Consider the following 20,286-nt stretch of genomic DNA (forward strand, 5'->3'; position numbering starts at 1 on the left):
CTTATTGGATGCTTAAAAAGGATGTTGTAAATGACTATTATAATTTAGGGGTTCAGGCATTGATTAAACAGAACAAAGAACAACAGGCACAAATAGACGCACAGAAATTACAGATAGATGATTTGACAACTCGTTTAGCAAGATTAGAACAATTATTAATTCCTACTGTATAATAAATGAATAATATCATAACTGGTAGGACGACGCCTAATATTAGATTTAAGATACAAGGTATATTGCTTTGTGAAAAATTAAATAAACATCTTAAAGAACGGAAATCAAAAACGATTTTGTATATTATCTTATCTATAATAAAATATGTATGTTATTCAAGAATACAGCAAACAACAGGCGAAGAAACTCGGGGTCGAATTACGGCTATCATCTAATCCTAAAAAGAAAATTGATGTATATAAAGGCAACAAAAAGGTTGCGAGTATTGGTGCTACTGGCTATGGAGACTATGGGACATTTCTGGAAACTAAAGGGAAAGCATATGCTGATGAGCGACGACGATTATATAAGATTAGACACAAAAATGAAAATAATTATTCTTTAAAAATATTGTGGTAAAGTAAATGCCTATCGCAGAATATAAATATAAATGTGATACCGTGATTGGTATAGTCGCAATTTGTATAACAATGTCGTGTATCGTTGGATACTTTATCTATTTAGCATATCGTTAAATTTTGATACTCATTACGAGTATAAAAATTAATATATTATTTATTCATCTAATACTTTTACGAAATCGTCCAACTGGTTTTGTATAAATTCATCAATATTATGTTTTTCAATTTTAAATCTACTAATTCTGTCCTCACAATCACAGGGACAACATCTATCAATTACACCTATAAAAAAATTATCTCGTTCAAGTATAGTCATATTTGGAATTTTATCATCTCTACATAATTTCAAAATAGTATCAATACTATTACAAGGACATAGAGTATCTATTACGGGTTTAGGAACTAAAACTATAAATCTGCTCATTTGATGGTTGATGATTATTTTCTAAAACTTTTAAAAAAAAAATCAATTTTTTTTCATTTACCATTTTTCTCTCTTATAGAAAACTAATGTAAATCTGTCTCCATTTTTCCAATCCTCTACAAAGTGTGTTTTTTCACTTCCATTGAATTTATAGAATTTATTTTTGATATTAATTTTTTCACCTTCAATATTCAATTCACCATCATCGTAATCACCCAAACCAATTATATAACTATCGCCAATATTTTTACCATCCTTATGAGGTTCGCATTTGAAATTTTTATTTAATGTAATAGTTGTGAATTCAAACTCGGGGTCAAATTCTTTCATAAGTTCTTTCAATTTTTCATATACTAATGGGTATTTTTTTGATGCTGCTGATAGACCGAAATCTCCATACCATTTTCTAAATCCCATAATCATACTTAAAGGAGGTTTATTATTGTTTATACTTTTTCTACGACTTGAACGAGTGAATTTAATTTTTTTCAAACTTTCTGTGATTTCATTAATTTTTTCCATTTAAAATATATTTATTATATATAAATATAAAAAATGAAAACTTTTAAGAATTTTAATATACACTATAGAGAAAATACTACTGATGATAAAGTCATTATTGAGGTATTGAAAACCAATGTCTATGAGAAAAAGAAAATTAATTTTACAATTAATGAGAACGAGAATTGGTTAGATTTAGGTGGAAACATTGGGACATTCTCATTGCTATGCCTTTCCAAAAAAGCGAATGTAATTACCTATGAACCTGAACCAGATAATTTTGAACTACTAACTAAAAATGTGGAAACGAATTTCCCTACGAATACCAACTATAAATTAATAAAAGCGGGTGTCGGAATTACTACTGACGAAATCCCATTATATATATGTAAAGGTGATTATAATAAGTATAGACATACTATCTATAAAAAAAGAGGACGAGAAAGTATTACAATTAAAATTCAGTCTATATTGGATGTTCTACGAGAGCATAAGGTTGATTGTATTAAAATGGATATAGAGGGAGCAGAAATAGATATATTAGAATTATTGAAACCAGAGGACTATAGAAATGCTAATATACAAAAATTAGTATTTGAATATAGTTTTGACTTTGATAAATCTATACCGAGATTTTTGAAAATTGTGGATACTTTAAAGGAGTATTTTAGGGTGGTTGAGTTTTCAAAGTTTAAGGAGGGAGAAACAGTTTATAATTACTTTCCGTGTATGAAAATGGTTTATTGTATGATATAGAACTTTATTGAACTAATTATTGAATGGGTTAATAGTTGATATAGTTCTTTTTTGACCTAATTAAACAATAATATCAGTATAAAAAATATTTTTTATCTCATTCTTCTGACATTTTCAGTTCAATATTAATCTATATCAACAATTAACTCAATAAATAATTAGTTCAACAAAGTTCTATATCACATTTATGTCCAATTACCTATTTAAAGAACGATGATAAATATAATTTTTTTTAAAATAATAAAATATTTTGTTCAATAAAATGACTAACGAAATAAAAGAAACTATTCTTAAGAATCGCCCCAACCTTTCTCAAAGTTCCATACGAACTTATATGAGTAATATAAATAAAACTTCACGAGATATTGGAAAACCTATTGAAACTATTGCCGATATTATTAATTTACATAAGGATATTCTGGAGAGTCTAATGAATTATAGACCCAATATTCGTAAGACTAAATTGTCTGCTTTTATTGTTGCTCTGGATGAGAAAGAAAAAACACCAGATGATACTGCTAAAATTATTGAAACATTCAGAAAGCAGTTATACTTTGATGCGGATGATGTTGAGAAACAGGAAGAGAAACAGAAATTAAGCGCAAGTCAAGAGGAGAATTATATTACTTGGGATGAGGTTATGAAAGTTTATGAGAATTTGAAAACAGAGGCAGAACCTTTATTCAAACTGCCAACTCTAAACAAGAAACAGTTCAATAAATTACAAGAGTTTATTCTATTGAGTTGTTATGTTTTAATTCCACCACGCAGGAGTTTAGATTACGCCCAATTCAAAATCAGAAATCCTGATATGGATGCCGATAATTATATGCTTGTAAAAGGTAAGAAAAAGGAGGCTACATTCCATTTCAATGCTTACAAGAATTCTAAACGACTTGGAAAACAGGAAATTAAAATACCTAATGCTTTGCGGAATATCATACAGAAATGGATGTTGAAAAATCCACACGAATATATGATTGTTAATGGTGTTGGAAAGAAAATAGAACAACCAAAAATCAACCTTATTCTTAATAATATTTTTGGAAAGAATATTGGGAGTTCTATGTTAAGACATATATTCCTTACACAGAAATACGGCAATGTTGATTTGATTGACATACGAGAGACTACAAATGCTATGGGAAACAGTGAGATTGATAGAACACTTAAATATGTTAGAAAAAATGTTGATGAAACTGCTGATGAAAAAAAAGAATTGCCAGATGATTAAAAAAAAGATATTTTATGTTTTCTTATAATAAATGCCACGAATAAAAATAGTATGTTCTGATAAAATTCCTTTGCCTCAAGGACAAATCAGAAATAAACCTGGAGTATGTTTCAGGAACGGTTTACGAGCAGGATTTGCTGCTGGAATACAAAAAGGAGCAAAAGTTGCCACAGAACAAGGAGTTAAGAGAGCAAGAATTGTTAAAGCAATTCCACAAGCAGCATTAAGAATGAAAGCAGTTAGAGGTATGCGACGAGCAAGAGAACAGGTCGCCAGACAAGCAGATTTAGCAGTTCAACAAAGAGAGAATGCGCAAATGATGGCGAATGATGTAAATATTATTCCACCGGCACCGAGAGTTAGACCTGCTGGACGCAGAGATAGGTTTAATGCTTACTATGGAATTAATCAACCTATTCAACCAGTTCAAGCACAACTAATTAGTATTAAAGCATATGTTGATGCGGAAAAAGCGAGAGGTCGTAAAAATAGAGTTGATATCATTGCCACAGATTTAGTCCCAAGAGTTAGACCAGATTTAGGAGGAGGTTCCAGAATTAAGAGACTCTATTCAAAAGGACAAATGATACAGATGTTATTGGATAGTGGTTTATACGAGAGAGGTGGAGAACGATAATGTAAATGAAAAACTTTAATTTGGCGGACAAAACTGGCGGACAAAACCATCATTTTACAAATGAAAATTTATTTGGATTTTTAGAAAAGTCAAAACTTCGGTTCCAAGTTCCAACTTTTTTATGTTTTATAATTACAATCAGTTGGAAAAACACGGTTTTGTCCGCCAGTTTTGTCCGCCAGTCTTATTTTTAAAATAATTTACTTTAAAAATATTACTCAATTAGAACTGGACATTTGAGAATTCTGTTGAAACAGTATTAAATGCGGTTGTTCCATATCCAGCAATTTTAGCAGCGTTTGCGAAACGATACAAAGTATTTTTAGTTCCTTGTGTATTCATAGCATTTGAACCAAGAGGCACAACAGACGCTAAACCCTCTAATCCTCTGGAAACTAATTTGTGTCTCTTAACAAAATCTAAAACTCCTCCACCAGACATTTTCGGTTGATTTACTAATGTTCCGTTTTGAGAATATATCATTCCAGAACCTAACATAGAACTGCCAACACCATTCTGCCCAATGCCTCTTCCCGACATTCTTTTAGTTCCAATTCTTGATAGATTATTAACATATCCATAACCCGCTATTGAACTTGCTCCACTGGCAACTGCCAATGCTGCCGAAAGTGGTAATAAACCAACAGCGCCGGTAATAGCAGAACCTATTGACGCCAAATTGCTAATAACCTTATTTTTAGATAACCATCCAGTGAAGTCTGACCACCAACCTTTTCCTATCATTCTTCCTGAACCCATTTGCTTTTCTTGATGCCATTGTAATAATGCTGATGCTATAGCAGGGTCTTGTAAAACTTCCTCTTTTGTGAGTTTATCACCCATACCTCTCATTTTCTTTCTTTTTACCATTTATTTATTATAACACATTATTTTTTTTTATTTTTTTATCGGAACTATTTTATTTTTTCTTATTCTTATCAATTTGATAATACCATCTACAATTCCATTAGCCTCACAATTTGAAAGTGGTAATATTTCTGATATTATTAATGGAATCACAAATCCTAAAACGGAAAGCACAGTATAAACAGTATCTGTCCCACAAACACACTCATAAGTATAAGTTGTCTCATTCATTTATTATAGATAAACATTATATTTTTTAATATATTTCTTGACATCATTCTCACCATCCTTACTATCATCGGCAGGTTGCTTATGCTGTTCTATATAATTGTCATATCCTGTTGCTTCAGACCAAGGAACACCGTGCCATCTATCATCAATAAATTGCATAGAATGCCAACCACAAGTTGAGGAAGTTTTTGTCTGTCTGCGTAAATTATTCTGTTTATATAAGCACATTTTTTCAGGGTTCATTTTCTTACAGAGTTTTTTCATTACATTAATTAATGATTGTTCTGGTTTTCCTTCAGCAAGTGGGTCAAAGTATTCAACACTTGGGTAATCATCCTCCGCATTAATAAATATTGCTCTCCAATGACCTGGTCTATATCCATCGGTTCCAGAACCATCACTTGTGGATGGATTTGTATTAATAACAGCAGCGAATTTCTTGTCTCCTTTTTTGACATATGCCATTAAATCATTTACTTGGTCTGATGGAATGACAGGAATTACTCTTCCAACTCTCTTGCGAATTAGTGATGCTATCTCGTCGTTATACAATCCTTCACCTGATGCGTTTCCAAATCCAACTCGTGCTGCCGCTTGTGCCTCTGGTGGTAAAGAATTAATTAACTCTTCTCTTGCGATTTGTGCGATATTTACAGCATCTATTGGAGCAGCAGATAATTTGGAACTTAATGGTGCCGCTGGACTTTCAGTTCCTGATGTGGCCGCAGAATATGAGGGAGTTGCTGCTAATTTCTCATCAACTGATAACGGTTTGATTCTATTAGATGGCATTAAATCACCAGCAGATTTTGGTAAAAATGGTTTCTTTGGTGGATTAGCCCTTACATATGCTTTCAATTCTTTAGACGGACCTGCTTCTTTACTTTCTCCTTTTCGTGTATCCTCTTTACTTTCATTTCCTGTTGGTATAAATGGTTTTTTAGGTGTGGAACTTGCTGATGAACTCGTTGGAGTTGTTAAATATGATAATGACGATGATGATGAACTGCTTCCGACATTATTCATTCCAATTAATAAATTGTCATAATACATATTTTCAAATGCTTGATTTCCTTTGAATCTAAGAAATAATTTTTTAGCATTATCCTCATCTAATTCCAGACTATCAATATATCTATTCAAAAATGTTTTATATCCTTGTCTATTACTATCAATATCATATCCATTTCCAGATGCTGTTTCCCATAGATTCATTATATCATCTGGATTTTGTAATGTTTTTAATAAATCTCTATCAATAACATCCTCTAATAATGGAGGTGGTGGTTGAATATTATCTGAAGTTGTATCAGGCGCAACAGTTTGTCGCAACCTTTTAGAATCCTCAATTAAATTTGCTCCTTTGAATAATTCACCCATTGATTTACCAGCATACTCTAATAGTTTAGTAAATCCTTTACTCGCATCTTGACTCACTTTTGCCTTTGTCAAAATATCAGAAATCTGTGTAATCGGTTTTTCCTGTTGGACAAAAGCAGATGATGCCGATGGATAATTAAATAGATATGGCAAATCACGATTATTAATCGCAACTGCCTTACCTATATCACCATTAACTATAGGTTTTTCAAATTTATATTGTTGGCGTTTTTTTCGCGGTTTAATTCTCTTTGAAATCAGTTTCTCTAATGTTTTCAAATTAATTTTGACCATTTGTTTGTCAGAAATATTTTCTGGCACTTTAATATACTTTCTTTTGCCATTAACTAAGTAAAAGTATTTCCCATTTTCTTTATATAATCTGCGAGGTCTCATTATTTATTATATAAAAATAAAAAAAATATCTTATATAATAAATGAAACAAACACAAGCAATATATTTGACTTTTGCGGCAAGTCCTGTTGCCACTGCTTATATCAATGTCCCTTTCAATGTAAAGACAATCCATATAAAAAGTATGAATTATGACGCTGGAACTTCTGGAACAGCAAGAATGGTTTTAATTGAAAGTAATATCGGTCTAAATGCGCCATTTGGTATTTTATCACAGGATGATACATATTCTCAAACATCTGTTCAAGATATTGAGATTCAATTTAAAGTTCCTCAACCAATTCAAGGGCAATATTATTTCACTTTAAAAACTATGGGTGGGTCTGTAGCCGCAACAACCAATTCAGGAGCAGCAACTGATTATATTGGTATGATAGTTGAATTCAACGCAGAGGATGAAATGAACTAATTGAGATTTTAATTTTTATATTAAATTAAAATCATATTTTTACAACTCGTTTTGCGTATAGCGTTTATGTTATTATTTTTAAGTTAGTTGAAAATATTGATTAGTAAGTTAATTAAGCAACCATAGAACCTTGATTAGAAAGAGTTAGCATTTTTTGACCGATAATTGCCGTTACCCAAGTAGCAGCGGAGGCAGAGGACAAATTACACTGGATTTGCCAAGCACTGGCAGTAGAACCGACATCATATCCATCAATTTCAGTCTGGTCAACCATACACATTGGTTTCTCTCCAAAATAACTATCTATATGAACCCATTCAGCAACAGCATATTCTCCAGCATTTTGAATGGTAGATTTTTCAAGGTATTCTCTATTTCCATAGAAATAGTCCTGACCGAGGGTGGCGTCATAACCATTTGGGTATTTTGTAGCAATATTATTCATAAAAGTATTGTATGTAGAAATTGTGCCTCTTATGTGAGAATTTTTGGCATTAACAGCAGTAGAACCAACTGAAAACGCTCCAGTTACGAGTGCCAAAATACGCTGACCAAAACCCTTCGTAAGATTTAGCTGGTAAGAATGGGCGGTGCTGGAACTAATTGCCTGTCTCGTTGTAGTTGGGTAAGCAATTGGTATGGAAATTCCGCTTGACATAACTTGCTGAGTGATTTTAGAAATAATAGTCAAGTTTTGCTCATTAGCAAGTTGTAGAGACAGATTATTAATATAAGCAGTGGCACCAATAGATGCAGCAGATGTAGTGGGATTTGTAGTAGATGCTGCATACCACGCAAAATTATCAGTAGCATTCCAGTAGATTTGTAGAACCAAGTTAGCAGGATTATATAGTTGTTTATCAAGAGCAAGAGCAGTAAATTTGAATGCTGCTAAAGGTATAGAAACATCCAAAAACGATTTATCACTATCGGTTCCAGGCAATAGATATCTGCGTCCTTCATAAGAATTAAATGCTGCTGTTGAGGCGGCGGCAGTGTTAAGATGTGTTACGTTAACAAGTGAGTTGGATTTGCTGATATCCTCCATAGGAAATGGTTGAGAATCTGTATTTGCGATTCCCATTTTTTGAGCATATGTAGTACTCTGCCAGAATCCTTGTTTAGTTTTGAAATCATCATACGATGTTGCTGCAGGAACAACAAGAGCAGCATACTTTTCAAAGTTAGAGCAATCAAGCCAAACAGCATTAGTATTACTATCATACAACACAACACGAGAAATAGTTGATAACAAGTTAGCGTCAACCCAATTTACAGCAACCGTAGCACCAGGGTCAGGCAATTCCAATTGAAAGTTCAAACGGGATTTACTTGGGTTGAAAACAGAGGGCGGTATAATGAATTCAGTCGGACCAACCGCACTGGCAGCAGATAAGGGAATTTGTGTAGAAATACCTTGAGGTGAAATTTTTCTAAAAGCGGTCGTTGAGTGATTATTCACAACGGGCGCATATTTTAATTCTTCGGAGATTTGTTCCATTTGTTTTATTAATAGAATCAAAATATTTTTTTTAAATATTTTTAGTAATTTATTTTTTTTTTACGGATTTGGTTTAGTTTCTATTGTTGGAATTGTTGGTAATTGGAAAATTGTCTCACTTAATCCATACGGTTGTTGTTCAAAAATCGGTTGTAGCATTTCTGCTGTTGAGGATGTATATGATGGAGCAATTTGTTGAAATGTCGGTTGTGGTTCTGATACTGATGCTATTTGTTCTTTGACTTTTGTTTGTTCCTCCATTATCTTAAACAATCTCTCTTCATTTGATATTAATAATTCATTTTTGTGTAATTCGTGAGTATCATTCCGTTTATAGAAAACAAGTGAAAATGACCACGGAATTCCGTTTAAGTCAATAATTTGGTCAAAACTATCAACAAGTGTAAAACTCCAAGAATTTATCGCACTATCATTATATGTGCGTGTATTCAAGTCAAAAGCAACTTGTTGGTAATATGCTAATGACAACATTGGATAAGACCCATAATTTAATATCTCCTCCAGTATTCCATCCTGTGCGTTGAGACAAACATTTGATTTAATAAACGCTCGTGTGATATATGCCAGATTTATACAATTGACTGAAACTAATGAACTGGATGTGAATGCGTATGTTGTATTTTCCTCAAATCCCATTTGACGAAACATTGCTGTTGTAAAAATAAACGATGGTTGTGTTGCGTTTCCACTTACCGCAAATGTATATTTAAATGTATCACCGACAAGTGCGGATGGATACGAGCAGGTATATGTCCATCCGTTTCCGGAGGCGAGACTTGCTGCTGTCATTGTTGTTGCGAGAACTGATGCCAAATTAATTTTATTATATGAACCAACTGGTATCGTTACGAGAAAATTCTTTGAACCTGTTGGTTCTGATATTCTAAATGTATTATAATTTGTTGGAATGTTGTAAAAAGAACGCGGTATTGAACTCTGTATGAGACACACAGAGTCATATTTGTTAATGCCCAAATCTATTGGTTTTGATATGAAATTACTATTGGTTCCACCAACTCTGTCCTTTGAACTAAAATTGATGACTATTGGTGTGGTTGATGAAGAGTCAAATATACTCATTTATATATTGACGATTTTTTTTAAAATTTAAATAAAATATTTTGTTCAATAAAAAACAAAATGCCACGAGTCAAAAAGGAAATTATAAGAAATGAGGAAGGTCATCGTATCGCCAAAAACGGAACCGTTGATATGCGTTCTGTAAAATCCCTTGAAAACTTAAAGAAATCTGGAATCTATCAGAATATTATGAAAGCGAAAGAAGGTGTCGCACAAGCAAAACAGCAAGAATCTAAAGTTGAGGAAGAATCAGAAGAGGAATCAGAAGAGGATGAACCAGAATATGAAATTGAGCATATTCCTGAAAGAAAGGATATTGATGCTAAAGTTGATGCTAAAGTCGCAGAGGTTGAGGAAAAATTGTCGTCTAAACTAAAATTTGTTGATGATAGAAATGAGATTGAGGAACGCACAAAGAAATGGTTGGCAGAACATCAGGAACTAACTAAAAAAGAAAAGGAGGAAATAAAACGACAAGCACAAGAGGAATTGAATGCGTTGAAAGAGGAAAATAAAAAGTTAAAGAGTTTGGGAGCGTATAATGACCATTTATCAAGAATCAGTCATTTAGCACGTAATGTTTCTATAAAATTTTAAATTATTCTATATTATAATAAATGATAAAGGAAACAAAACTTAATAATGTATCTGTAAAACCGATAGTTGATTGTAATCCAACAGATATCACTAAAATTAAAGGATACAAATTGATACCTTTAAATTATTGGACACTTTTTATATGTAGTAAAAAAAAATCAGGCAAAACTTCGCTTATTAACGAGATATTACGGAAATGCACTGATAAGCGAACTGTTATGTGGATTTTCTGCTCAACATATAAAATTGATACCAGTTGGATTGAAATTATAAAAATGTTGAATGAGCGTGGTAATCAAGTCAATTTATTTGACACCATTCAAGAAGGAAAGGGAAATGTGTTGGATACTATATTGGATGGGTTGAGTGAGGAAATTGATGAACCAAAAGTGGATGATTTGCCTCCACCGGATAAACCTGTATTTGATATTTTCAAAGGGAAAGGTATGAAAGAAAAGAAAGAATATAAACCAAAGAAAACATCACCAAAAAATCTATTCATTTTTGACGATATCTCTTCACAGTTAAAATCCCCAAGTGTTGCCAGACTATTGAAACAGCATAGGCACAGTGGCAGTTCTGTTATAATATCATCTCAATACCTACACGATATAAGACCAGAAAGCACTTTACAGATTGATTTGTTCTTTGCGTTCAGGTCATTTTCACAGGAGAAATTGGAATATATACATAGGGTTCTGGATTTGAGTATAGAGTTTGAAAAGTTTTGGGAAATCTATAAATATGCCACAGAGCAGATGTTCAATTTTTTGTATATGAATGTGAGAACAGAGGAATTTAGACAGAACTTTAACAAACAGTTAGAATTGGATTACTAAAATAAAATAAATTGTATATAATAAAATGGATTGCGAAATGATAAGGAGTAAGTATTATGGTTTTGTTCCTGCTATTATCTTACCGGATAAAAGTATAGAAATTTGTAAGAGACGATTTTTACTACCTGAAAGCGAGAATTTCGGATATTGCTGTGCGAGTATTCGTAAGCATATTCAACTCAAACCCAGCGAAGCAATATTTTTCTTAATAGATAATAAAATAATGGATATGACACAAAATATTGGAGCATTTTACTCGCAATATAAACTAAACAAGAAACCATCAGACGCATTTTTATATATTACGATTATAAAAGAAAATACTTTCGGTGTCGGTAATTAAATTTTTATACTCATTTACGAGTATAAAAATTAATAATTTTATATTTACTTTGTTCGCTTTTCAAGACTGGGCCAATAGTCCTTATCTCTTGGTGTCAAATTAAAATATATATTACCACACACAGGTGAACAAAATAATTTGTCTCTTATCTGAAATGCTTGACCTCCATTACAATTACCGTTTTCACAACGACGAATATTAATTTGTTCTTTCATTTGTTCTTTCATTTATAGTTGATGACTTTTTTCTGGAAAAAACCGAAAAAAAATCAATTTTTTTTCATTTTCATTTTTTTCAATAATCTGATTGTTCTGATTTTCCAGAGCATTTTTCACAGAGATTTTTGGGTTGCTTATTAGACATTAATCGTTCCTTGCGTTTTTGGTAATATTGTTTATTATAATTTCTAATATATTCACGAGTTCGTGATATTCGTCCCTCCACTTTGAATGGTTTATCATTTGATTCAGTTTCATAATATATTTTCATACCTGGTTCATATACGTTATTTTTTACCAGATTATACCTTTCCTTATAATAACTTTTATTCTGTCGTTGCCATTGTCGTCTGGAAAAGTTTGCGATATATTTTCTCAACTCCTTAATATCAGCAACCGTATCAATCATCTCGTCTGTAATATTATATTTTTGAATTGCTTTTAGGGTTGCGGTGTGGTAAATATCGGATTTCAACATTTTATTTATAATAACAATTCTTTAAATTAAAATTCAATTTTTTATTTTCAATTATTTTTGGAACTTTTCAGATTGACTTTTTATTTGAATAAAACAAATAAGAAACCGATTTTTTTAGATATATATAGTGATTGATGTGGAAATGAAAGTGAAAATAGGAGAAATTGGGGTGGTAATGCCATAAAAACACTGGTGTTTGGCGGACAAAACTGGCGGACAAAACCGCGTTTTTCCAACTGATTGTAAGTAAAAAACACAAAAAAGTTGGAACTTGGAACTGAACTTTTGACTTTTGTAAAAATAGAAAAAAATTTTCATTTGTAAAATGATGGTTTTGTCCGCCAGTTTTGTCCGCCAGATTTCAACCACAATCACACCTTAAAGCATCTATCTCTATTTTTCCCCATTCTAACCTCCTCCAAATGATTACTTAAATATTTTAACTTACTTGGTTTCTCACCATTATTATCGCACCAGAAACAATAAGAATCATACAAATCCTTTTTTGAAATAGTAAATGTTTCGCCGCCCTTATAATCTGGATGATTACATATATCAGTTGTTTCCAACACATTATTTCCATATTTATCCTTAACAGTTTTCGCGTCATACAAAGTAAATTTAATATCAGCGATTCCAACTCTTTCTCTAACATCCTTTATAAAACATTCAATATTATTCAAACTCATTTCTTTCATAATCTCTCTCAATCGTGAGGATGGGATTTTACGCAAATCAACAACTAATGGATTATCGTCCTCAATATTTACCAAATATGTAAAGAATGTGTTCGCCATATCCTCTGTAAAAATTTCCTTATGAGCATAACTCCAATACTCAAAATCTCCAATTCTTTTCTCATTAATCTCAAACACAACATATCGTCTATCACTTTGCTCCAATTTCACAGAATGTTTATTATTTGTCATAAATATGAAATTACATAAATTATCAATAGTATAAGGTTCAATCCCTTTTGGTTCCACAGTCAAATAAGGGTCAGTAATAATCCCTTTCAGCGTGTCAAATAAATTATGGAATTGTTTTTCAACGGTCGGTAATTCGTCAATTCCCATAAAAATCTTATTCGCCAAAATGGCATTATGTTTTTGCGTGATTGTATTGATTGACGCATAAGCAGAGTTGTTGATTCCAAATAACCATTGAATCATCCAATTCACAAAGGAACCTTTACCTGAACCCTGTTTGCTATGGAACAGTAAAACCGTTTGAGTTTTTTGCCAAGGAGTTTTACAAATGCGTCTTATCCAACTAATAAGATACTTATACATTTCATCGCTATTATTACAAATGATTTCTCTCAAAAAATCTAATAATAAATTCACATCACTTTTACGAGTTTCATTATTGTCAGATTTCAATTTTGTCCAAGTATTAAATTGGTGTGATAAAATATCATTTTTTGGTTTATAGCATAACTCACTATATGTGGGAATGCCAGTTCCCTCAATAAGTTCAATCATTTTATAAACATTAACTTTTCCATCTGGAGTTGCGTGAGAAAATAACACACCCCAACGACCTTTAACCAGATTCATTTTATTTTCCAAAGTTTCTTTTTTGACATATAGACCTTCGCCGATATTTAATTTATTACAAACATATGGAAATCGTGTTTTGAAAAAACTGAATAAATGACTTTTGCTCTGGAATACGCCTCTGCTTTCCATATAGAAATCAGTCCAGACATATTTTTCAATTTCCTCGTCTGATAGAACATAGTCATCGTTGTATACCACCATTTCAATTTCATCCTCACAAGTTAAATCAGACAAGTCCAAACCACTTTTCATTGGTTTCTCAACAAGAACAATATCCCAACCTGTTTGTTTCTTAACGAAATCTCTGGCAAGTTGTAAAAAGTCATCAACAGAATGTTCTGTAAAATAATGACTATCACGATAAACCATTAAACCGTCAAAAACTAATGCTCCAACATCAACATTAACATCCTTACAAAATTTGTAAATAGATTGTAAAATTTCATCCTCAATTACACACATTAAATAATTAGTTGCCGCACCATCAATGTTAGTCTCTTTTCTTTTTTTAGCGCGTTTAACGAGTTCAGGATTTTTCTTACAGACTTTTTCCCTCACAGATTTCATCTCATAATAATAATCCAACAACCACTGGTTCATACCCTCAACCTCGTGTTCTCCGCCACCATTTAGAATCGTTAAAAGTAAAGTTTTGATTTCATCATAGCAAACATCAGGATATTCTTTTACAAGTGAATTAATGACTCCGTCCCTGTCATTGACATATTCATCCAATTTCTGGCAGGAAATCTCATTTTTTCCACAATATTGAGAAAGAATCGTTGGGTGGGCATTTTTCATATCAATATCATAATAAATATCTCCAGATATTGTATGTCTAATTTTCTTACAGAGACTTTGTAAAGAACAAGACTTACTGAATCTGCGACCGTGTTTTAATTTTCCCACGAATCCGTATTGAATTTCGTCAGATTTCTTTTTTGAATTTAGATACTTTTTCAAAATCCCTTTCAGAATCTCAATGTCATAACCCTTACTTTTGAATTCCTTTTTTTCAAAGTTGTGTTTCAAACTATCAAAGTTATAAATTATTTTTTGTAAACTCTCAATGTCAATTCTTTCATTAAGTGTAATTATTCCGTCGTTCTCCATTTTATTATCAGTTTTATTTTAATTTGTAATTCTTTAAATTAAAATTCAATTTTTTATTTTGAAAATCAAGTTTTCATTTTCAAACTCCAACGAGTTTCAAAATCAAATATTTTATTACAATTATTCATCATCTGAACTTTCATCATCACTTTCCTCTTGTTCATCATCAGTATCACCACCACACTCATCATCACTTTCACATTTAGAATATTTCCCAGTGTATGCATCAATTTCATTAAGACAATCCTCACAGAAAGGATGGATATCATCACAGTAAATGCAAAGCAAAGGTGTCCATTCTTTAGTAAAAGTTTGACATCTATGACATTCTTGTAAAGAACCAAGCGACACCCTTGTGGGAATTACAATTTTTAAATTACATTCATCGCAACATCTGTTTTCTTCCCAACTAAATGTCTCAATAGGGTCATAACTATTTCCGCCATTCTCACAAGTCTTATTGCAGAATTCACAATTGGGTTCGTTAGGTGTTTGAGTTTCAGACATTTTGTAAAAGGTGAGAATTATCCAGAAAAACCAAAAAAAAATCAATTTTTCCTTACTGCTGGGGAGGAATAGAGGTTAATTTTGTGTGATTAGAAAATTACGATTTTGGAAAAATGTAAATGAAAAAAAATTGAATTTTTTTACAAAATGTTTTACAAATAATCATACACGATATGTCAAGAACTTACACACAAACTCAATATGATAATTTAGACCGCAGACGCAAAACTGCTTGGGCGAAATACTATCAATTAGAGGCAGAACAGTCTCAAAATGCTACTGTAATAATTAGAACAATCGGACGTAATGATACTGGTGGTTTGATTGACAAATCAACTTTACCGACGCATATTACATCCGAATTTTATGAAATGGCAGAACAACTAAATAAAAAATATACTTGTCCCGTTTGTTTGGACTTGGTAAATAAGGAAAATATAGAAATAACATATTGTGGTCATATATATCACAAAGAATGTTTGGAGCAAAGTAAGAGAGTCAAAATGGAATGTCCCACTTGTCGTAAAAAATTATTTTGAAATGCTATAAAGAATTTAATTTTTATTATATCCTGTATATAATAAAATGTATGGATTATTAAAAACAATTGGTGATGCCACATTGGTTGATAAGTCTATCAATGATTTGTATCCAAAAGAATATCACGGTGTCTTAAAATTACCAAACGGTAAATATACTTGGGCGCAATATATGGGACCAGGTTCGCGTATTGATTTGAGGATTCCAAAAGGACAGGAAGGATTAACTCCTATAGATAAGGAAAGTTTAGCACACGACATTCGCTATCAACTATCAACAACTCCAGAGGCGATTAGAGAGGCAGATAATATTTTCAATAAAGTCATTGACCGATTGCGTAAAGAAGGTAAAGAAAGTGAATTCAATTTGAAACAGGCAGAATTAATTAAAGTCAAAGTATTTCTTGAGGGGAATGAGATTCTGCGGAAATTCATAAGGAAATTCAATACTCGTAAAACAGATATACAGGACACAGAGGAATTGACTCAAATGTATGAACAAAAACTTAAACAGTTAGAACAACAGGGATATGGAGATGTTGAAATGTATGGAGGAGGATTATTAGATTTCTTACTGACAGATAAACAGAAAGCAAAAAATAAAAAATATTTACAGGATTATACAATTGGATATTTGACTAGACAAGGAAATACAGAAGCATTAGAACAATATAAAAAACAAGAGGGTTTAGGTGCTTGTGGAAAACCTATGTCAGAATGTAAATGTGTATATACGAATGATGGAACAGCAATGTATAATTATCAATTACCAAAATGCAACCTTGAATTTTAATTTATATTATATAATATATTGTTATAATATAAATGACTATACCAAATTATTTAGCATTATACAATTTAAGTCAGATTGAGGCAGATATTCTAATAGTCGCTGATTTAACCGCAACAACAGGAACAATTTATACACTATTTAGTAATACTGGCACAATAACGACTTTAAATTCAACAACAGGCACGATAACAACTTTGAATAGCACAACTGGCAACATTACAACTGCCAATATCACGACAGCGAATATTACAACATTAATAACAGATTTATGGCGAGGCACGACAACCAGTTCATCTATGGTGATTGGTCTCAGCGGAGATACCGGAACTTTGACAAGTTATAGAAGTTTGATAATGGATGCAAACAAAACAATCACATTAAACGCCACTGGCGGAGTAATAAATTGCGATACTTTTCAGGGGACTTCGGCGAGTTCTGCTATAAGTCTCTTTCAAAATACAACTGGCAACTCTATCATTATTGGTAATACTTCAAATGGAAATGCGATAAACCCTCAAATGACTATTGCTATGGCGACCGGAAAAAATATCACTATTACCGCTACAGGTAATTTACAGGTTGAAACTATAAGAGGTGCTACTTTATCTAATCCTGTCAGTTTATATTTAGCACAAACTGGGGCAATATCCTTTGGCAATAATTTAGGCACAGGCGGAGGTATTACTTTTAATGATAATATTACATTACCCGCAAATAGAACGATTACTTTAAATACAACTGGCGGTAAAATATTATGTAATGTTTACACTGGCAGAACATCCTCAAGTAATATAACTATTGGCGAGGTTTTTGATTCAGGTAATCTTAGTATATATAAAACTATTGCATCAAGCAATACATATTCCGGCGATAATACTTATTCTGGCTCTAATACATTTTCGGGCTTGAATAATACTTTTAATAATACTTTATCATGCAATACATTTAGGGGCTTAACTCCGGCAGGAAATATTAGTTTATTTTCTACAACTACGGGCACAACAACATTAGGTTCAACCTCAGGTGGATCTTTTACTATAAATCCATCAGTTATATTACCTGCAAACAAATCAATTACTTTAAACGCTACTGGCGGTAAAATCCTATGCAACACTTTGACAGGAACAACGACATCCAGTACGATAGAAATTGGAGAGACTGGCGATACAGGTTTAATTAGAACTCGTAAGGATTTATATATTGGTTCGACGCCTTTCTCAAGTAATAAGGGAATATATTGCAATTACTTTGATACTTTGGCTACAACTGATACTATAAATTTTTCGGCAACTCAAACAACTGGAAACATAAATATTCAGCCAAGTGCTTCAAGTGGCTCTATTGTTATTGGCAATACTACGCCTACAAGTGATAGCGGAACTCTTCTGATAAATAAAAATACTTCAATTGCGGTTGGAAAAACCTTAACCATCAGTTCTACTGGAAACATAATATGTAATACAATAGACGGGATTGCTCCCACTTCTACTATATTTCTTTTTAACAATATAGTTGCTGGGGCAATAGGTTTTGCTACTCAATTAACTGGTTCTATGAATTTGGCGACATCAATGAGAAATGGCGTGTTGAATATAGGTGGTTTTTCATTTAATCCGGGGACTGATACTGGTTATATTACATTTTGGATGCCCTTGGATATTCAACAAAATATTACTTTAGCGTCTGGTAAAAACTTAACCTTATCAACCAGCGGTAAGGTTGTTGTTAATACTATTGAAGGGACGGCTCCTGCAGATAATATAGTTTTATTTTCAACCACAACAGGCACATTAACATTAGGAAATACTGGCGGAGGTAATTTTACTATAAACCCTAATGTTGTTTTAGCCAGTGGGAAAAACTTAACCTTATCATCATCAGGTAAAGTTGTGGTTAATACCATAGAGGGGACAGCAGCAGCAAGCAACATTGTTTTATTTTCAACAACTACGGGCACAACAACATTAGGTAATACTGGCGGAGGTAGTTTTACTATAAACCCGTCTGTTGTTTTGGCGACAGGTAAAACTTTAACAACATCAACAACCGGCTCTATATTATGCCCTACTTATAATTCAACATCTGCCACACAAGCATTAAGTCTCGGAACTACAAATACAACGGCTAATGTTTCATTAGCAACTGGATTAACTACTGGAACACTATTTATCGGGCCGACTGTTGCTACGAGTAATAATGCGTATCCACAAGGTTGGTCTGTATTTAATTCTAATGTTTATGTTATTGCTGGACGACGATTGACTATGGATGCGAGTAGTTCAGGTATATTTAGCCCAAGTATCGGCCACGGGGGGTCAAATTTTGCTATATGTAATCAGGCTGCGGATAATGTTGCAAATATTACAATAGGTTCTACACAATCAACGGGTAATATTACGCTTGGAAATACTACACCAGCGAGTGATAGCGGAACTCTTACTATAAACAAAAATACTACTTTAGGAACAGGCAAATCAATAACAGGTTCTTCAACAAGCGTGATAAATTGTCCTGCTTATCGTGGTTTATCTGCTACTTCTTCTTTTGGGGTTGGCGACAATACAACAACAGGAAACATTGCGCTTGGGTCTTCACAAACATCCGGTAATGTATCCTTTAGTAATACTTCAGCAACTGGCAGAGTGATTTGTAATAATAAAGCCGAATTTACTACTGCTACTAATAGTTGTTATATAAACACAAGCACGGGTGTGAACCTTTTTACTTCTACTTATTTAGCAGGAAAACCACTTAGTTCTAATATTTATGGTGGAGCACCAACAGACCAATGGAATGTGTGGGATAGCAATTGTGAAAATAGTCTTCAAGATGGTAGTGCTATTTGCCAGAACGGGAATACAACTATAATTGTGAACCCCGGCGACCAATCTACTCTTTGGTGGATTGATGAGGATATAATGACTACTGCTACTAATTACGCAATTACAACAGGTTGGAAAATCGCCACAAATGGAGCTATTACGAACCTTTCTGATAGGCGTGTAAAACGAAATATAAATCCTATTATTGACGAAAATATTTTAGATAAGTTATTACAATTAGAATTAGTAAAGTTTCAATACAAACCACCTTCTCCAGAAAAAGAGTATAAAAATGGAAAGTTGAGAACCAAATATACTGAATATCATAGCGGGTATGTGGCTCAAAATGTTAATAAAGTATTTCCTGATGCTTGTGAAAGAGTTAATGCTGATGCTTATTGGATGCTTAAAAAGGATGTTGTAAATGACTATTATAATTTAGGG

At 32.5% G+C, this 20,286-nt stretch carries 21 protein-coding genes; 11 read left to right on the plus strand and 10 right to left on the minus strand.

Annotation, left to right across the window (positions count from 1 at the left end; translation table 11 throughout):
- Positions 1-318 precede the first annotated feature (318 nt).
- The gene (locus tag ACOYLT_RS05450; RefSeq protein WP_422852850.1) at positions 319-573 is read left to right on the plus strand and encodes a hypothetical protein; all 255 of its coding nucleotides are present in this window, start codon (positions 319-321) and stop codon (positions 571-573) included.
- A 156-nt stretch (positions 574-729) separates the two neighbouring features.
- Here ACOYLT_RS05450 and ACOYLT_RS05455 read toward each other — a convergent pair whose 3' ends face one another.
- Both ACOYLT_RS05455 and ACOYLT_RS05460 read right to left on the minus strand, forming a co-directional pair.
- Positions 730-999 (minus strand): hypothetical protein, encoded by a 270-nt coding sequence (locus ACOYLT_RS05455; protein ID WP_422852851.1) that lies wholly within the window; start codon positions 997-999, stop codon positions 730-732.
- Positions 1,000-1,056: 57 nt separating this feature from the next.
- Entirely contained in the window at positions 1,057-1,521 is a 465-nt protein-coding gene (locus tag ACOYLT_RS05460; protein WP_422852852.1) for a hypothetical protein, read from the minus strand.
- 33 nt (positions 1,522-1,554) lie between these two features.
- Here ACOYLT_RS05460 and ACOYLT_RS05465 point away from each other — a divergent pair, with 33 nt between their 5' ends.
- The 3 genes from ACOYLT_RS05465 (at position 1,555) to ACOYLT_RS05475 (ending at position 4,127) form a co-directional block, all read left to right on the plus strand.
- Positions 1,555-2,256 carry an FkbM family methyltransferase gene (locus ACOYLT_RS05465; RefSeq protein ID WP_422852853.1) on the plus strand — a complete coding sequence of 234 codons (702 nt, stop codon included), beginning with the start codon at positions 1,555-1,557 and terminating at the stop codon, positions 2,254-2,256.
- 262 nt (positions 2,257-2,518) lie between these two features.
- A complete protein-coding gene (locus tag ACOYLT_RS05470) occupies positions 2,519-3,490 on the plus strand; it encodes a hypothetical protein (protein WP_422852854.1) in 972 nt (323 codons plus the stop codon).
- 31 nt (positions 3,491-3,521) lie between these two features.
- A complete protein-coding gene (locus ACOYLT_RS05475) occupies positions 3,522-4,127 on the plus strand; it encodes a hypothetical protein (protein WP_422852855.1) in 606 nt (201 codons plus the stop codon).
- Positions 4,128-4,349: 222 nt separating this feature from the next.
- Here the strand turns inward: ACOYLT_RS05475 and ACOYLT_RS05480 are convergent, their stop codons facing one another.
- The 3 genes from ACOYLT_RS05480 to ACOYLT_RS05490 are packed head-to-tail and all read right to left on the minus strand — an operon-like array spanning position 4,350 to position 7,001.
- Positions 4,350-4,970, minus strand: coding sequence for a hypothetical protein (locus ACOYLT_RS05480; protein ID WP_422852856.1), 621 nt, complete (start codon positions 4,968-4,970; stop codon positions 4,350-4,352).
- 54 nt (positions 4,971-5,024) lie between these two features.
- Positions 5,025-5,225, minus strand: a complete 201-nt coding sequence (locus ACOYLT_RS05485) for a hypothetical protein (protein ID WP_422852857.1) — start codon at positions 5,223-5,225, stop codon at positions 5,025-5,027.
- A gap of 3 nt (positions 5,226-5,228) precedes the next feature.
- Complete coding sequence (locus ACOYLT_RS05490; RefSeq protein WP_422852858.1) at positions 5,229-7,001, minus strand: Ulp1 family isopeptidase; 1,773 nt, start codon at positions 6,999-7,001, stop codon at positions 5,229-5,231.
- A 41-nt stretch (positions 7,002-7,042) separates the two neighbouring features.
- Between ACOYLT_RS05490 and ACOYLT_RS05495 the strand changes: the two genes are divergently transcribed.
- Entirely contained in the window at positions 7,043-7,429 is a 387-nt protein-coding gene (locus tag ACOYLT_RS05495; protein WP_422852859.1) for a hypothetical protein, read from the plus strand.
- A gap of 112 nt (positions 7,430-7,541) precedes the next feature.
- Here the strand turns inward: ACOYLT_RS05495 and ACOYLT_RS05500 are convergent, their stop codons facing one another.
- Together ACOYLT_RS05500 and ACOYLT_RS05505 are read right to left on the minus strand one after the other, a co-directional pair.
- On the minus strand, positions 7,542-8,930 hold the full coding sequence (locus tag ACOYLT_RS05500; RefSeq protein WP_422852860.1) for a hypothetical protein: 1,389 nt from the start codon (positions 8,928-8,930) through the stop codon (positions 7,542-7,544).
- 60 nt (positions 8,931-8,990) lie between these two features.
- Positions 8,991-10,031 (minus strand): hypothetical protein, encoded by a 1,041-nt coding sequence (locus ACOYLT_RS05505; protein WP_422852861.1) that lies wholly within the window; start codon positions 10,029-10,031, stop codon positions 8,991-8,993.
- A 60-nt stretch (positions 10,032-10,091) separates the two neighbouring features.
- Here ACOYLT_RS05505 and ACOYLT_RS05510 point away from each other — a divergent pair, with 60 nt between their 5' ends.
- Genes ACOYLT_RS05510 through ACOYLT_RS05520 form a run of 3 tightly spaced genes read left to right on the plus strand, consistent with a single transcriptional unit; the run spans position 10,092 to position 11,810 of the window.
- A complete protein-coding gene (locus ACOYLT_RS05510; RefSeq protein WP_422852862.1) occupies positions 10,092-10,628 on the plus strand; it encodes a hypothetical protein in 537 nt (178 codons plus the stop codon).
- Between the two features lie 20 nt (positions 10,629-10,648).
- Positions 10,649-11,467, plus strand: coding sequence for a hypothetical protein (locus tag ACOYLT_RS05515; RefSeq protein ID WP_422852863.1), 819 nt, complete (start codon positions 10,649-10,651; stop codon positions 11,465-11,467).
- 37 nt (positions 11,468-11,504) lie between these two features.
- Positions 11,505-11,810, plus strand: coding sequence for a hypothetical protein (locus ACOYLT_RS05520; protein WP_422852864.1), 306 nt, complete (start codon positions 11,505-11,507; stop codon positions 11,808-11,810).
- A 294-nt stretch (positions 11,811-12,104) separates the two neighbouring features.
- Here the strand turns inward: ACOYLT_RS05520 and ACOYLT_RS05525 are convergent, their stop codons facing one another.
- The 3 genes from ACOYLT_RS05525 to ACOYLT_RS05535 form a co-directional block, all read right to left on the minus strand.
- Positions 12,105-12,506 (minus strand): hypothetical protein, encoded by a 402-nt coding sequence (locus tag ACOYLT_RS05525; RefSeq protein ID WP_422852865.1) that lies wholly within the window; start codon positions 12,504-12,506, stop codon positions 12,105-12,107.
- A gap of 371 nt (positions 12,507-12,877) precedes the next feature.
- The gene (locus tag ACOYLT_RS05530) at positions 12,878-15,181 is read right to left on the minus strand and encodes a primase-helicase family protein (protein ID WP_422852866.1); all 2,304 of its coding nucleotides are present in this window, start codon (positions 15,179-15,181) and stop codon (positions 12,878-12,880) included.
- A 120-nt stretch (positions 15,182-15,301) separates the two neighbouring features.
- Complete coding sequence (locus tag ACOYLT_RS05535; RefSeq protein ID WP_422852867.1) at positions 15,302-15,688, minus strand: hypothetical protein; 387 nt, start codon at positions 15,686-15,688, stop codon at positions 15,302-15,304.
- A 173-nt stretch (positions 15,689-15,861) separates the two neighbouring features.
- Here ACOYLT_RS05535 and ACOYLT_RS05540 point away from each other — a divergent pair, with 173 nt between their 5' ends.
- The 3 genes from ACOYLT_RS05540 to ACOYLT_RS05550 all read left to right on the plus strand — a co-directional run.
- A complete protein-coding gene (locus tag ACOYLT_RS05540; RefSeq protein WP_422852868.1) occupies positions 15,862-16,227 on the plus strand; it encodes an RING finger domain-containing protein in 366 nt (121 codons plus the stop codon).
- Positions 16,228-16,273: 46 nt separating this feature from the next.
- Complete coding sequence (locus ACOYLT_RS05545; protein ID WP_422852869.1) at positions 16,274-17,020, plus strand: hypothetical protein; 747 nt, start codon at positions 16,274-16,276, stop codon at positions 17,018-17,020.
- Between the two features lie 32 nt (positions 17,021-17,052).
- The coding region (locus tag ACOYLT_RS05550) for a tail fiber domain-containing protein (protein ID WP_422852870.1) at positions 17,053-20,286 on the plus strand (3,234 nt) is incomplete at its 3' end.

It is taken from the genome of Flavobacterium sp. (genome assembly GCF_049318185.1).
GTDB lineage: Bacteria > Bacteroidota > Bacteroidia > Flavobacteriales > Flavobacteriaceae > Flavobacterium.